Raw genomic sequence first — 14,640 nt, forward strand, 5'->3', positions numbered from 1 at the left:
GCGTTTGACCGGTAAAAGTCGATGAATTTGGTCATACGGGTCATCCTGGTCTTGACGGGCCGGCGATGACCCTCTCACTATTTCGTGGAAAAGGTGTGTATTTCATCGATCCGCAGGATTATACTCCTGATCGGTAGGTTCGCCGATCGAGCAAGCGACGTTGATTCTCGATGAATCGGCATTCGCCCCCCTCTCTCGTCCTTCCCACCTGTTGGGCCGCCAGGTTGGCCCCTTTCTCGTTGACCCGGAAAGTGTCTGGCGGGTCATGACCTCCTTATCAAGGAGTTGGATGGTGGGCAAGAAGCTTTACGTCGGAAACCTGGCCTATACCGTCAGCAACACCGACCTGGAACAGTTGTTTGGCGAGTTCGGGACGGTCCAGAGCGCCCAGGTCATCCAGGACCGCGATACCGGCCGCAGCAAGGGATTCGGTTTTGTCGAAATGGACAGCGACGCCGAGGCCCAGGCCGCCATCGACGGACTGCACGATCAGGAGCACGGGGGACGGCGACTGACCGTTAACGAGGCCAAGCCGCGCGAAGACCGCGGTGGTGGTGGCGGCTACGGTGGCGGTGGCGGGAGCCGTGGTGGCCGTGGCGGTGGTGGCGGAGGCTACGGCGGCGGTGGTGGTGGTTATGGTGGTGGAGGTGGCGGCTACGGCGGCGGTGGTGGCGGCGGACGCCGCTATTGAAAACCCACTGCCATTCTTGAACCCCTCATCGCCAGCCGAGGAACGGCGAACCTGAGGCGAACGCGATCACTCGGTCGCTGATCCGAGGGGCAATGGTGGGTTCAGGCTGTCTTGATTCATCATGAACGTTGAATCCAAAGGCGAGTGGGAACTCTCCCGCTCGCTCTTTTGGCTTTTGATGGGATGGGGAAAACCTCGACGGCCATTCCTGGTCATTCCCCTGCGCCGGTCAGGTTAGAGCAGGGGGGAGAGCAGTCGAACGACATCCTCGGCGAGCTGGGTGAACCGGCCACGCTCTGAGAGTCCGCGCTGGCTTTGAGACATGAGCGTCTCGATCCATGCGGCCGTGGCGTCGACCTGGGGCTGCGAATAGAGAAAGACGGCCACCTCGTAGTTCAAGAAAAGACTACGCATATCCATGTTAGCCGATCCGACGATCGCCAGGTCGTGGTCGATCAAGACGACCTTGGCGTGAACCATCCCCGGCTGGTAGAGCAGCACCTGCCCCCCGGCGTTCTGGATCTGTCGCAGGTAACTGACCCGGGCCAGGTCGGCCATCCCATGGTTTGACTGATCCGGGACAATCACGCGCACGTCGACTCCACGCCGCGCAGCGAGCTCGAGCGCTCGGGCGAGGGTCTCGTCGGGGATAAAATAGGGAGTGACGACCCAGATCCTCCACTTCGCGGCGAACGCCACGGAAACGAGTGCTGCGTAGAGCGGGTCACCGGAAACGTCGGGGCCGCTCGCGACGACCTGTGCGATCGAGCCATTGGATTCGACGGCATAGGGGCTCTCTTCCTCCTTGGCGATGGTCTCGCCGGTCGCGAATTTCCAGTCGGATCGAAACAGATCGGCAAGATCGAGGACGGCCGGACCCGAACTGACGAGCGAGAAGTCGCGCCATCGCTCCGGGTCAGGAGTCGGACCCATGTATTCCTCGGCCAGATTCATGCCCCCGGTCAAGGCGTGCTGACCATCGACCACAACGATCTTGCGATGATTCCGCAGGTTGGTTCGTCCCCGGAACGGCAAGTGGAGCATCGGCATGAAAAAGGCGACCTTGGCTCCGGCCGCGGTCAGTGGGGAAACAAATTTACGGCCGACCCGCCAGGAGCCGACGTCGTCGAGCAAGAGCCTCACACTCACCCCGTCGGCCGCACGCTGCGCCAATCGCTCGATGATCGCCTCGCCGACCGGTCCCCGACCTAGGATATATGTGGTAATGTGGATTGAATGCTCGGCCTTATCGATCAAGTCGAGCAGGAGCCGATAGGCTTCCTCCCCGCTGGTGACCAGTTCGACCCGGTTTCCCGAAGTGGCCGGTGGGATCCCGAACGACTGAAGAATCCGCTCGGCGGGTCCGCCCGACGTCTCCGACGGGAGCTTCCGCCGACGGTGGTACACTTGCTCCTTACTCTCCGCCCGCCGCCGCATCTTCCGCCCGCCGATCATCAGGTATAAGGGAACGCCCAGGTAAGGGACCAGGACGATGACCAGCAACCAGGCGATCGTGCTTGAGGTGGATCGCTGCGACTTGAGTAAGTGAGCGACCAGCATGATGCCGAGAACGAAGCCCAGGGTCGTTAAGAGCTGCCAGGACAGCCAGAACAGGTTCGACTCGTAAAAGTGAGACAACAGCCACGGACTCCCGGCGGGGATTGACTTGGGAACATGGCGTGGAGCGAATTTGGGGGAAGGGGCCCTCGCCCGGCCCCTTTTCCTTGGTCGAAGGGCCACGGCCCGGCACTTTCCGAGAGCGCACGATCAAGGCTTCGCCTTGGGTGTAAGAACGCAGCGGAAGCCGACGTGGGAGGCTCCGCTGTCCGTGGCCCCCTTGCCGCGCGCTCCTGGAAGGTAGCGGACGCAGTACAGGTCGCTGCAAAGGAACGACCCCCCGCGCTGGACCCGCTTGGGAATTCCAGGCTCGGCCGGGTCGTGACTCGAGTCGGGCCCTTGCGGATTTCGCGCCTGCGAGGGATCGTAGTTGGGCTGATACCAGTCCGCGCACCACTCCCAGACGTTTCCGGCCATGTCGCTCAGGCCGTAGCCATTGACCGCGAACGAACCGGTCGGGGCGGTCCCATCAAATCCATCTTCCTTCATGTTTTCGTTGGGGAAGAGCCCTTGCCAGTTGTTCACCTGCCACTTGCCGCCAGGCTTGAGGTCGTCGCCCCAGCAGTATCGTTTTCCGTCGAGACCTCCCCGCGCGGCGTACTCCCACTCGGCTTCCGTCGGCAACCGCTTTCCGGCCCATTTTGCGTAGGCGAGGGCGTCGTCAAAGCAGACCTGAACCACCGGGTGATCTTCGAGACCTTGAATACTGCTGTCGGGACCTGAGGGATGCTTCCAGTTCGCGCCCGGGACGTAGCGCCACCAGGCCAGGTGATCCTCCAGGGAGACGCGGCCGACCGGCGGCGAGAAGACGAGCGAACCCGGTACGAGCAGTTCCTTGGGCGCACCGGGAAAGGCCTTGGGGTCGGGCGCTTGCTCGGCCACCGTGGTGTATCCGGTCGCCCGCACGAACCGCTCGAATTGCCGGTTGGTCACCTCGGTTCGGTCCATCCAGAAACCGTCGAGGGAGACACGGTGGACCGGCCGGGCATCGGACATCGATTCGTCGTCCGAACCCATGGCGAAGTCACCGGCGGGGATCCACACCATCCCTTCCGGAGCCACTCCAGGGGGGAGTGTTCGGCTTGCGCCGCTCGCTTGCTCGTGGGACAGGCGTGAACCCCCGCGCCGTGACGCAACGGCGAAGGACGCGATCAGGACGAGAGCCAGACCGACTGCCAAACCGGTCCTTCCCCAATACCTTGAGGTTCGACGAGATCGATCGTTCTTGACCGGTTCGGGGCTCGACCGAGGGTGCTTCTTCGACACGGATGATCCTCTCTCACTGGAACGTCCCTCTCGGGCCGCAACTTTGGGGATCGCGGCCACCGAATCGAGAGTTCCAGTATCATCCGGCTCCTGGAGGATTGCAACGCGTCGTGGCTATCGACCCTGAGCAGTATCTTTAGATGCCATTGTCTGCTTATGGCGTGGGACCTGCCCATCGCCCACTCTGAAAAAAAAAATGGGGAGGGGGGCAGGTCTTGGGAGAATTGTATTCGAGAACGTGTGAAGGGAGCTGTTTGGCTGTGCCAGCCGAAGGCGATCATTGCTAATGACGAGGTTTGGGGAACGAACCGTGTTCTTTGGAGTCTCACCGAAAATCGACCCATTGCGTCGTTGGGCTCAATGTTTCCAGGTCATCCTCGCCAGACTTTCGGGCGAATCCTCCTCCTCTGGACTGCTCTGTTCCGAAGAGTTTGGCTGGGGGGAGACGTAAGGGGTAAGTCGTTTCGGATCGCCGGTTCGCTCAGAGGGTTCAGGCGGGTCGCCGGTGAGTGGGCGTTTCAGAAAGCACTGAAAGCCGTAAAAGATCCTCGTCTCCGGGATGACGGCGACGAGTTCCCACCCCTTTTGGCCGAGATTATGCAAGGCCTTCTCGATGTTGGGTCCATCAACGGAGAGACGGTAGTATTCCCAAAGCATCAAGATCTCCCAATTCTGTTTATAAGGATGGCACCCCTCGAAAGATGAATTGGGGGGCCTGGTTGACCGGAAGTATCAAGTCTCTTGAGTGTTGGACGCTCGGTTTTGGAAAGATAGGCAAGCACTTAAGCTTAGTTTGGAAACTGGAATTCGTCCACTGACCATGCTTAATTCTTGGTTTTCAACAAAGCGAGTTTTGAGCTTTCCCTGATCGTCCCGAGCAGACTATGGATTCGGCTTGTGGTCTGAAGGAGTTGGATCCGTTGGGTCTTTGTGGATTCGTCCGCTCCGGCCGGGCGCTGATGAATTGACGAGGTGGCCGAGGCTTTGTATTGAGCTTCTTGGCTCCGAAGACGCTTCTTGACGAGACCTCCATCGACTTGTAAGGCTGTGCCGTTGATGGGCGCCGCCCGGGGGTTGCAGAGGACGGTCACGAAGTCGACGATCTCGGTGGGATCAATCAATCGCTCGATCAAAGAGTTGGGTTGGTTCTCTTTCATGAACTGCCGTTCCGCGTCGGCCGCTGCCAACTTCGGAAGCAGGTCCTGGATGAACCTGGCGATCCCTTCCGTCTTCGTCGAACCGGGCAATGACTGTGTTGACGGTGACCTGCGTTCCCTTGGACGCTGGGTGATCCCTTGGGGAATGGCCGTGCGCCTTTTTTCGCCATACGACTCGATCTTTGAGGTCAACGAATGTGTCGGAGGTCACTCGAAAGTGTCAAGGCGGCGCGGCGAGGGCGAATCTTGAAGTGATCTCGTCACCCTGACTTGTCAGGTTGAGCAAAGTTCCTTATTATCCATTCGACAGTTCGCGAGCTCAACCATTGTTCCCCCCCCTCTTGGTTGTGAGCTGGCACCATCCCCTTATGGCCGAAAGACTCCGAGCCAGGCGTGATTGATACGCTTCTCGGATGTCCACTACGATTCACGAGTGAGACGGTTCCTCCGGAGGTTGGCGTAGGCCAATAGAGAAGCCCTGATGGATACCGAGAGGTATTCCATTCTCCTCCCCCTCAGGAAAAACGCCCGACTCGGCTGCCGTAGACGGCTTTCAAGTTCGTCGATGCGCAGGTCTTCGGTCGATCAATCCGCCTGCCCTCCCCTACCGGCAGGTCATTCTCCCGTTCTTTCTGATCTCAGGAACAAGTGAGTGCGCCGGTGGCTATGCATGCCTCAATTGCTCATGGCGGAACGTCACGGGAAAATCGAGATCGAATCCCTCGCCTGAATCAACTGGGCGAGGCCATCGAACATGCTTCGCACCTGCTCCCGGCCCAGGGGCCGATTACGGTTTTCATTCACCACAACACGCTGCATGCATTCGAGGAACTGCCGTTCCATGAAGCCGTCAGGAAAGCAGCTCATGTTTTCAGATGTCATCCTTATCTTTCCAAAGAGCGTTATCGCCACGAGCTGAGTCGAGGCCGGATTCGGTTCTCCGACTTGCGCGAGGTGCTCGAACGCGACCTGGGCGATCGGGCCGAAGAGCCAATTCCCTGCTTCGGCACGCTCCTGGATTTGCATCTGGCGATGCTCCAGTACCCGCTTCGAACCGGACCGACCGAGGAACTCGTTTGGTACGTCGCTGAAGCGAATGCCCTCAGACGTGTCAGGCAAGAGGCCTCCTCGGCGGTTCGCGATCGCTTGATCGCGGAAACGAGGCGCTGGGTGGTGCGTGATCTTCGGACCGGCAGCGATCCGAGTCGTCACAGAGCCGCGACCGGCTCGCCGCAAGGCCGCGTGTCAGCTAGCCTCGTGGAACTCCTCGACCGCTTCGGGGGGTCGAAGATCGAGAGCTGGACGGACGATGATTGGGAAGGGTTCACCCTTCAAGCCCTCTGGAGGGTTTGCTGCGACGGCGTGAGAGACTTGCCGCCGTTTACTCCCCCTCCCATTCCGCCCGTTCGCCATCGCGACCTCCTGCTCGAGGCCTCAGGCGCGGATGCCGACTCGCTCGTCCATGATCTCTTGATTCGCTACTGCGCGGCGTTTCTGGATCAAGGTTTGGCCCCTTGGCCTTTGCCTCGGCGTGAGGAGGGGTTCTATCGTGCGTTCTGTAACCTCTATCGACAGCCGAAAGGGCCCTCCGACCGCTGGCTGCGCGGCCTGGCGCAGGAGTTGGGCCGGCTTGCGGATCAAGAGATCGAGCCCCTGGAATCGATCCGGGAATCGCTTGATGTTCTCGGCGTCTCCGAGGAGGAGTGGGAACCATTCCTTTCGGAAACCCTGCTCGCCCTCCGGGGTTGGGGCGGCATGGTCCTCCAGGTGGAACAACGCGGGGATCGAGCGGTCCATCCGATCCCGGCGGGAAGCCTGGTCGAATTCCTGGCTGTGAGGCTGATCCTCGACCGGTTCGCGTTGGCCTACACCGCGAAGGATGCCCTCAACTATCGCGGCCCCTTGAGCGCTCTTCGCGAGCATGCCCGAGGCCGGATCGAGGTTCACTGGCCGCCGAGCGTCGAGCAGCGGGCCTTCCTCGTTTTTCAGCTGGCGCAAGTCTTCGGCCTCTCGCCCGACATCCTCTGCCGGATGACGGAGGCGGAATGGGCGACCCTCCTCCAAGAGATCGAAGCGTTCTCCAGCTTGGAACGCCGCCGGATCTTTCACCTGGCATATGAACAGCGCTTTCGGACCCAGACGCTCGACGCCGTGACCGTGCACGCGGGGCAATCGTTCGGTCGGCCCGTATCACCAGCGTTCCAGGTTGCCTGCTGTCTGGACGAGCGCGAAGAATCGTTCCGCCGCCACCTCGAAGAGTTGGCCCCGTCGGTGGAGACGTTTGGCGCGGCGGGTTTCTACGGTGTCGCGATGTACTATCGAGGCGCGGCGGACGCCCACTTCGTGCCGCTCTGCCCGGTTGTGATCCGGCCCCAGCACTGGGTCACCGAAGAGGTGGGGGACAAGCTCGGGAAGTCCCATCGTCGTCGTGCCTTGACGCGACGTGCGCTGGGGACAGCTTCGCACCAGTTCCATGTCGGGAGCCGAAGCTTCGCACTGGGGGCACTCCTGTCGGGAGCCGTCGGCGTTTTGGCCACGTTCCCACTCGTGGCGCGCATCCTTTTCCCACGTCTCACGGCAAAGATTCGCCATCTGTTTGGACGGATCGTCCGGACGCCACCGGTCACCCGGCTGCAACTCGAACGGGTCGATGAGGTTGCCGGATCCGAGAACGGCCACGTTGGCTATACGCTCGAAGAGATGACGGCCGTGGGGATCCGCCAGCTTCAGGATATCGGTTTGACCTCCGGGTTCGCCCGGCTGGTGGTCCTGCTCGGGCATGGCTCGGATAGCCTGAACAACCCGCACAACTCGGCCTACAACTGTGGCGCGTGCGGAGGCGCGGCCGGGGGCCCGAACGCCCGGGCCATGGCGCAGATCTTGAACGATCCTCGAGTTCGCGAGGGGATGGCCAAACGCGGTCTCACCCTACCCGATGAGACGGTGGTCGTTGGAGGATATCACAATACCTGCAATGAGTCGGTGATCTTTTTCGATCTCGACTGTCTGTCCGACTCGCATAAGGCGGAGTTCGCGACGGTTCGCAAGCTCATCGAGGAAGTTTGCAACCGCAACGCCCACGAACGCTGTCGTCGGTTCATGTCCGCGCCCCTCTCGATCTCGTTCGAAGCCGCGCGGGAGCACGTTGAGGAACGCTCCGAAGACCTTGCGCAAACCAGGCCCGAACTTGGGCACGCGACGAACGCGATTACCATCGTGGGGCGCCGGGAATGGTCGCGTGGTCTCTTCCTCGACCGCCGGGCCTTCCTCACGTCGTACGACCCGACGGAGGACGACGCCGAGTGCACGATCCTGACCCGGATCCTCCAGGCCGTCTTCCCCGTCTGCGGCGGCATCAACCTCGAGTACTACTTCTCCCACGTCGACAACAACGGCTATGGGGCCGGGAGCAAGTTGCCGCACAACCTGGCGGCGCTCCTGGGAGTGATGGATGGCGCAGCGAGTGATCTCCGGACCGGCTTGCCCTGGCAGATGGTCGAGATCCACGAGCCGGTCCGCTCCCTCTTCATCATCGAGACCACGCCCGAATCGATGCTTCGGATCATCGAGCGGAACGAGGGGATCGGCAGGCTCTGCCGGAATGGTTGGATCCAGCTCACGGTGCTCGACCCCGGGTCGCGTCAAATCCATGTCTTCGAAGACGATGAGTTTCACCCCTATCAACCTCAGTCGTTGGCCTTGCCCACGGCTCCCTCCTCCGTCGACTGGTATCGCGGCTGGCGCGACCATCTCGAGTTCGCCGTCATCCAGCCTTCGGCCTGAAGCTTGAACCTTCGAATTCGAGGTGGGAACCATGTTGGACTATCAGCAGTTGCTGATGTGCTTGGGACTGGTCGTTGTCGCCGCCCCTCTCTTGCTGACGATCGTGCTCGGGGTTTCGTCCTTGCTGAACTGGCAGTTGGCCGAAGCGACGACGTCCAAGCTGGTGCACGTCGCGATCGTGTCCGGCCTGCTGGCGGCGATCGCCGTCCTGGCGTTGATGCTGGCTCTAGGAACGCGTGACGTTGCCATCCCGCTGGGAGACTGGGTCGCGATCCCTCGCCATTTCCACTTCTCCGTGAAGTTCGTCTTCGATCGGCTCTCGGTCCCCTTCGCCATCCTCTCGTTTGTTCTCTCGGGGACGATCGGCTCGTTTGCGACCAAGTACATGCACCGTGAGCGGGGCTTCAACCGTTTCTTCGTGCTCTACGCGATCTTCGTGCTCGGCATGGTGGTGACTGCGCTGGCCGGTACGATCGAGACCCTGTTCGCGGGTTGGGAACTGGTCGGCCTCTCCTCCGCACTCCTGGTCGCGTTCTTCCAAGAGCGCCCCGCGCCCGCGCGGAACGGCCTCTGGGTCTGGACGATCTATCGGGTTTCCGATGCCGCACTGTTACTGGCGGCCGTGGTGATGCACCACCTGCGTGGAGAGGGAGATTTTGACACGCTCCTGGGCACGGGACTTTGGCCCTATGAGCATTCGTCGGTCGCCGCCAGCCAGGCCCTCATGGTCGGCCTGCTCCTGCTGATCGCCGCCGCCGGAAAATCGGCCTTGATTCCGTTTTCGGGTTGGCTCCCCAGGGCCATGGAGGGGCCCACTCCGTCGAGTGCCGTCTTTTACGGAGCGCTTTCCGTCCATCTGGGCGCGTTCTTGTTGCTTCGCGTCAGTCCGCTCCTCGACCTTTCGATGGTCTTGTCTACAGTGGTCGTGATCCTGGGACTCGGGACCGCCCTGTACGCCTACCTGGTCGGCAGCGTGCAGACCGACATCAAGTCGGCCTTGTCGTTTGCCTCGCTCTCGCAGGTGGGAATCATCGTCGCCGAGATTGGATTCGGGTTCCGTTACCTCGCCCTGATCCACCTGATTGGTCACGCCAGCCTCCGAACGCTTCAGTTCGTGAGGGCTCCCACGTTGCTCCAGGATTACCGGACACTTGAAAATGCGATCGGCGAGAGCTTGCCAAGGACCGGGATGGTCTGGGGACTCTCGCGAACCAATCCCAAGCACGACTGGCTTTATCGGTTCGCCCTCGATCGCGGAGAGCTCGATTCGATCTTGTCCACTTACGTGGTCTCCCCGTTCGTGCATGCATTCCGATGGTGCGATGCGCTCGAACGCCGCTGGACCGACTTTCTCTCCGGCGTGGCGTCGCGTGAGTCCGACCAGGTTAAGCCTCACTTTGGAACCATCGAAGAACAATTATGAATATTCTCCATCTCCCCTGGCTCGAACTGGCGATCGCGCTCACGCTGATCGGTTCTCCGTTCGTCAGCCGGTTGAGAAATCCCAACCGCGCCTATCAATGGGGCCTGTTCTTCACGGGTTTCTCTTTCGCTTGTACGCTCCTGGCCTGGCTGGCCTTTTATGGAGGAGTTACTCCCGAGATGCTCCGACGCTGGAGTATCCAGCCCACCCTTTTCGGCCGCCAGGTCCTGGGCATGGATGAGCTCAGTGCACCGCTCATCCCGTCAATCGCGCTGCTCCACTTTCTGGCCGCCATGGCTACATCGCGCAATCATATGAGGCGTTTTTCGTTCTCGTGGTCTCTGGCGGCTGAAGCGATCCGACTGGCGACGTTCAGTTGCAAGGAACCTTGGGTCCTGATTGGCCTCTTGTCCGTTTCGACGATGCCACCGGTTGTGGAGTTGCTCCACCGTGGTCGGCCGATCCGGCTCTACGTCATCCACATGGCGCTCTTTATCGGCTTGCTTGTCCTGGGCTGGAGCCTTGTTGGCGGGGCCATTCCCGCCAAGGCTCCCGCAGCGTGGTGGGCGACCTTGCCGCTCTTGGCTGCAATCCTGATCCGCTGCGGCGCGGTTCCCGCCCATTGCTGGCTGACCGACTGGTTCGAGCACGCCTCGCTCGGGATCGCCTTGCTCTATGTGGCACCACTCACGGGTGTCTACGCCGCCGTCCGGCTCCTCATGCCGATCGCGCCGGATTCGATTCTGACACTGGTCGGGTTCTTCGCGTTGGTGTCGGCTGTTTATGCAGCGGGAATGGCGACGATTCAGACGGAAGCCCGACGCTTCTTCGCCCACCTCTTTTTGAGCCACGCGTCGCTTGTCTTGATCGGCCTCGAGTTGAACACGGACATTTCCCTGACCGGTTCGCTCTGCCTCTGGTTCTCGGTGATCCTCTCGCTGGGCGGGTTCGGCCTGACCCTCCGCGCTCTCGAAGCTCGCTTTGGCCGTCTCTCGCTCAACCACTACCACGGCCTCTACGAGCACTCGCCCACGCTCGCCGTCTGCTTCCTCTTGACTGGCCTGGCCAGCGTTGGGTTCCCTTGCACGATCGGTTTCATTTCGACCGAGTTACTCGTGGACGGGGCCGTTGAGGCTAGCTCCTACGTCGGGATCGCCGTGATCGCTGCCGCCGCGCTCAACGGGATCGCCGTGATGCGGGCCTATTTCCTGCTCTTCACCGGAACGCGGCATATGTCGACGGTTTCGTTGGGGATCGGTCTGCGAGAACGGATCGCGGTCATGACCCTTTCCCTCCTGATCCTGGCCGGTGGGCTTTACCCACAGCCGGGCGTCACCACGAGAGAGCGAGCGGCCGAGGAGATCCTCTCCGAACGAAGATTCGGCAAGCCCGCCCCCTCCCTGGCGTCCCGTGCCGAGCATGGTAGGGGCAAAGACGCCCTCCAGCCTCTTTCCGCCTCGACCTGGATGCCTCGGGCGATCGTCGACATGACTCCGTCCCCGAACTCAACGACGAAGTAAGGCCTTCGGCAGCAGACGAATCAACAACAGGTTTTGGGTTTCCAAGCGATGAGGGATGTTTTTTCGGTGTATGTGTAATTTTGGTGATATGATGTGGCCCGACCACTCCGTTGCTTGGGATCGGGCCGGCGTTGGCCAAGTGGATTATTGCGGGGAGGACGTTTGAGGGAGCCGGCGACCTCGAGTTCCGGGGACTGATGGGCGGAATCGAGGTTCCAAGGTATCAGTCCTCCTGCTTCTTGGGGGGCTGGACCTCGAGGTCGCCCAGGTCCTTGGTCTCGCCAGGGGCGACGATCACGTCTTTGAAGAGGTCGCCGAAGGCTTCGAACCCGGTCCGACTGACCGCGCTGTAGTGGAGCCCGGGGACCAGGCCTACGACCAGGAATCGGCCGTCGTCGCCGACCCGGATGCCCGAGTTCCAGTCGCTGCCCGGGAGGATGTCGTCGGTTTCGGGGTGCTTGTTCTCGGAGCCGTTGGGGCTCGCGATGAACATTGCCTTGCGGGGGTTCCCCTCGTCATCGACGATCCGGCCGGTGAGCGTCCCCCAGGGCTGGAGCTTGATGACGATCGGACCGGCCTCATCCCCCTTGAGGAATACCGAGCCGATGAGCTTGTGACTGTCGTGGGAGACCACCGCCCGTCGCGGTCGTTTCGAGTCAAGGGCGTGGATCTCGAAGCGGGCGGATTCCTGGGGAAATGGGCTCGTCGCGAACATCTCGGTCATTCCCTTGACCTTCGTCCCTCCGATCGGCTGGCTGTCGGGCCCGACCACCTCGATAGCCACCGACCCGCCCGGATCGGCCTCGAGGTTGCGGATCGCGTCTCCGGCATCTGGGGTGAGGTCGATCTCGGCGATGGCGGCGTAGCTACGGGCCGGGACATAGCGGGTCGCCCGGAACGCTTGGGCTTTCGAGTCATACCCCTTGATTCCCTCGTAGCCTTCGGCCGGCAGAAAGCGGCTCTCTTCGTCCCGGACGGCGACTAGCCCACGGCCGGGCAGAGCAACGAGTTCGTACCGACCCTCTGGGTCGAGGTCAGCGCTTTGCTCGAGGCCGGGTGATAGGCCGTCGTAGTCGCTGAGGTGGGGATTGTCGGCGAAGGGATAGTAGTTCGCCCAGCCGACTACCGGCTGACCGGAAATCTTATCGGTGACCTTTCCCCGCACGAAGATGCCTCGCTTGAGGCGAAAATCGAAGGCAATGGGGTCGAAGCCCGGCGAGTCGGCCAGGGCCTTCATGGTGGTCATGAGGTAGGGGAGGCCCTTGCCCGGCTTGATGATCAGGCGATAGGCCGCCGCTTTGGGCAGGCCTTCGAGGCGGTAGCGTCCCTGGGCGTCGGTTGTGGCTTCGATCCCTTCGGCTTGGAACGGGCCGTGATTGTCGAAGACGGCCGCCCTGATCTCCAAACCAGCGATGGGAACGCCGGAGTCCTTGTCACGGGCAATTCCCTCGACCCGTTTGGTCGGTGAGGGAGCGACCTGGAACTTCGGGGCATGGACGATGAGAGGGCCCGGCGGGATCATCCCACGCTCGGTCATGCGGAGTTCCGGCTCGGCACGACTCAGGACATGGACCGCAGTCGTGGCGATCCCCGGGCCGGTGATGAGCAGGCCGGCGATTCGGTCGCGGCCAACTCCGGTCAACTCGAACCGGCCGTCGGGCCCGGTGACGGCCTCGATCGCCAGGACCTGTTCGAGCGTGAGGTTGCCCAGTCCTTGCCAGAGGTTTCCCTCGGCGCCGTTGCGGGCCCGGGCGATCCAGCCGGTCAAGTCGTCCTTCTCATCAAATAGAATCCTGCTGAGCTTGACCCGGGCCTTGGCTACGGGGCGGCCTTCGAGGTCAATGACCCGCCCCTCGATCGGTGGGCCTTCATGGACGAGCTTCAGCATCTGCTCGGCCGGCCGGTCAGCCCTTAATACGCCCTCGGCCCAGCCAATCCCGAAACCTGGGGCTGCGGCGATGATCCATGGGTATTTGGCCATGTACCCGTGGATGTCACGGCCAGGTTTCGGCATTTGGATCGTGAATCGGCCATCAGGTCCGCTCGTGGCCTGGGGCGTGACGGCCTTGCGAATGACAAACGCCCCCCGCACTGCGGCTCCAGAGATGGGGCGGCCGTCGGGGGTGACTACGATGCCTCGGATCTCAACCGTCTCGTTTGGCTTACTGTCTGTCGGCACCTCCTTGGCGGTTTGGGCCGGTGCCTTCGGTTTCATGGCGGGCTTGGGGGACTCCAGGGGCGAGCCGTCGGCGGCGATCAAGCACGCCACAACAGTAAGGGCGAGAACGACCATCATGGCTGTCGAAACCATCCTGATCTTGGTCATGAGCATCCCCTTCAGAAGGGTTTCGGTGAGGAGTATTGCGCCGCTCAAGGCCGACCCACCCATCGCCGCGTTGACCGTCGCTTGCACCAAGGCAGGAGGGACGATTGCCGGGGTTGTCACAGCCGAGGCATTTTGTGGGTCTAGCAGGATTCCGACCCCGAGGGCAGTGACGCCCCGGCGTGCCAGACGCCCTCTCAGTCGCTGCCGGGCCTTGGCTAGTCGGCAGCGGAGCGTCGGCACCGTCCAGCCGAGTTGTTCGGCCGCCTGTTCGTAGGTGAGGCCTTCCAAGTCGCAGAGTACGACCGGGAGACGCTGGCCTTCAGGCAGTCGGCCGATTTCTTCGTGCATGATGGGCTTCCAATCGTGGTCGGTCTCGGGTCCGGGATGGGAGGCGTCCGGGGGTGTCATCGCCGATACCATCGCTTCTTTCCGACTCCGGCGCATTGCCTCGACGCTGGTCTTGACGCTGGCACGGTAGGCAACCCGGTGTAGCCAGCCTCCAAGGGCGTCGCTCCCTCGGATTGAGCCGGCCTTCCGGGTGAGAATCAAGAAGGTGGCTTGGAAGACATCCTCGACGTCGTGCTCGTTCCGGAGGACGGCCCGGCAAGTCGCCAGAACCATCGGCCCGTGCCGATTCACCAGGGCCTCGAACGCGACCTCGTCCTTCGAACTGGAGTAGCGGACCAGCAGCTCTCTGTCTCCCAGCCCTGCGACCGAGCCGGACCCGAAAATGTAGCGGAGATGCTCGAAGGTCGTCCCCAATACCGCTCTCGCCATGCGATGGCTCCCTCAGATGCCTCTCATCTCGGCCGACTCTTTTAAGAGAGGAGGTCCCGCCTGACCATCTCGATATTCTT

Annotated in this window: 9 protein-coding genes; 4 read left to right on the plus strand and 5 right to left on the minus strand. The window is 61.9% G+C overall.

Annotation, left to right across the window (positions count from 1 at the left end; translation table 11 throughout):
• Window positions 1-289 precede the first annotated feature (289 nt).
• Window positions 290-691: an RNA recognition motif domain-containing protein gene (locus SINAC_RS24780; RefSeq protein ID WP_015248310.1), complete on the plus strand. Its 402-nt coding sequence runs from the start codon at window positions 290-292 to the stop codon at window positions 689-691.
• Between the two features lie 234 nt (window positions 692-925).
• Here the strand turns inward: SINAC_RS24780 and cls are convergent, their stop codons facing one another.
• The 4 genes from cls to SINAC_RS24800 all read right to left on the minus strand — a co-directional run bounded on the left by cls (window position 926) and on the right by SINAC_RS24800 (window position 4,731).
• Window positions 926-2,329 carry a cardiolipin synthase gene (cls, locus tag SINAC_RS24785; RefSeq protein ID WP_015248311.1) on the minus strand — a complete coding sequence of 468 codons (1,404 nt, stop codon included), beginning with the start codon at window positions 2,327-2,329 and terminating at the stop codon, window positions 926-928.
• Window positions 2,330-2,458: 129 nt separating this feature from the next.
• Window positions 2,459-3,487 (minus strand): formylglycine-generating enzyme family protein, encoded by a 1,029-nt coding sequence (locus tag SINAC_RS24790; protein WP_237722744.1) that lies wholly within the window; start codon window positions 3,485-3,487, stop codon window positions 2,459-2,461.
• Window positions 3,488-3,931: 444 nt separating this feature from the next.
• Window positions 3,932-4,231, minus strand: a complete 300-nt coding sequence (locus SINAC_RS24795; RefSeq protein ID WP_015248313.1) for a hypothetical protein — start codon at window positions 4,229-4,231, stop codon at window positions 3,932-3,934.
• 167 nt (window positions 4,232-4,398) lie between these two features.
• On the minus strand, window positions 4,399-4,731 hold the full coding sequence (locus tag SINAC_RS24800) for a hypothetical protein (RefSeq protein WP_154673801.1): 333 nt from the start codon (window positions 4,729-4,731) through the stop codon (window positions 4,399-4,401).
• A 666-nt stretch (window positions 4,732-5,397) separates the two neighbouring features.
• Here SINAC_RS24800 and SINAC_RS24805 point away from each other — a divergent pair.
• From SINAC_RS24805 to SINAC_RS24815, 3 genes are read left to right on the plus strand one after another with little or no spacing between them, the layout of a single operon-like run.
• Window positions 5,398-8,514, plus strand: a complete 3,117-nt coding sequence (locus tag SINAC_RS24805; protein WP_015248314.1) for a DUF2309 domain-containing protein — start codon at window positions 5,398-5,400, stop codon at window positions 8,512-8,514.
• 31 nt (window positions 8,515-8,545) lie between these two features.
• The gene (locus tag SINAC_RS24810) at window positions 8,546-9,937 is read left to right on the plus strand and encodes a proton-conducting transporter transmembrane domain-containing protein (protein WP_015248315.1); all 1,392 of its coding nucleotides are present in this window, start codon (window positions 8,546-8,548) and stop codon (window positions 9,935-9,937) included.
• Window positions 9,934-11,457, plus strand: coding sequence for a proton-conducting transporter transmembrane domain-containing protein (locus SINAC_RS24815; protein ID WP_015248316.1), 1,524 nt, complete (start codon window positions 9,934-9,936; stop codon window positions 11,455-11,457). Before SINAC_RS24810 ends, SINAC_RS24815 begins: the two co-directional genes overlap by 4 nt.
• Before the next feature lie 223 nt (window positions 11,458-11,680).
• Here the strand turns inward: SINAC_RS24815 and SINAC_RS24820 are convergent, their stop codons facing one another.
• Window positions 11,681-14,560, minus strand: a complete 2,880-nt coding sequence (locus tag SINAC_RS24820) for a sigma-70 family RNA polymerase sigma factor (protein ID WP_015248317.1) — start codon at window positions 14,558-14,560, stop codon at window positions 11,681-11,683.
• Window positions 14,561-14,640: the final 80 nt, after the last annotated feature.

This window comes from Singulisphaera acidiphila DSM 18658 (assembly GCF_000242455.2).
In the GTDB taxonomy this organism is placed as follows: domain Bacteria; phylum Planctomycetota; class Planctomycetia; order Isosphaerales; family Isosphaeraceae; genus Singulisphaera; species Singulisphaera acidiphila.

Bases quoted from the DNA above. Each gene is read 5' to 3' on its own strand.
- SINAC_RS24795 (WP_015248313.1), bottom strand. From the start codon at position 4,231: ATGCTTTGGGAATACTACCGTCTCTCCGTTGATGGACCCAACATCGAG.
- SINAC_RS24805 (WP_015248314.1), top strand. From the start codon at position 5,398: ATGCATGCCTCAATTGCTCATGGCGGAACGTCACGGGAAAATCGAGAT.
- SINAC_RS24780 (WP_015248310.1), top strand. From the start codon at position 290: ATGGTGGGCAAGAAGCTTTACGTCGGAAACCTGGCCTATACCGTCAGC.
- SINAC_RS24810 (WP_015248315.1), top strand. From the start codon at position 8,546: ATGTTGGACTATCAGCAGTTGCTGATGTGCTTGGGACTGGTCGTTGTC.
- SINAC_RS24820 (WP_015248317.1), bottom strand. From the start codon at position 14,560: ATGGCGAGAGCGGTATTGGGGACGACCTTCGAGCATCTCCGCTACATT.
- SINAC_RS24815 (WP_015248316.1), top strand. From the start codon at position 9,934: ATGAATATTCTCCATCTCCCCTGGCTCGAACTGGCGATCGCGCTCACG.
- SINAC_RS24800 (WP_154673801.1), bottom strand. From the start codon at position 4,731: ATGAAAGAGAACCAACCCAACTCTTTGATCGAGCGATTGATTGATCCC.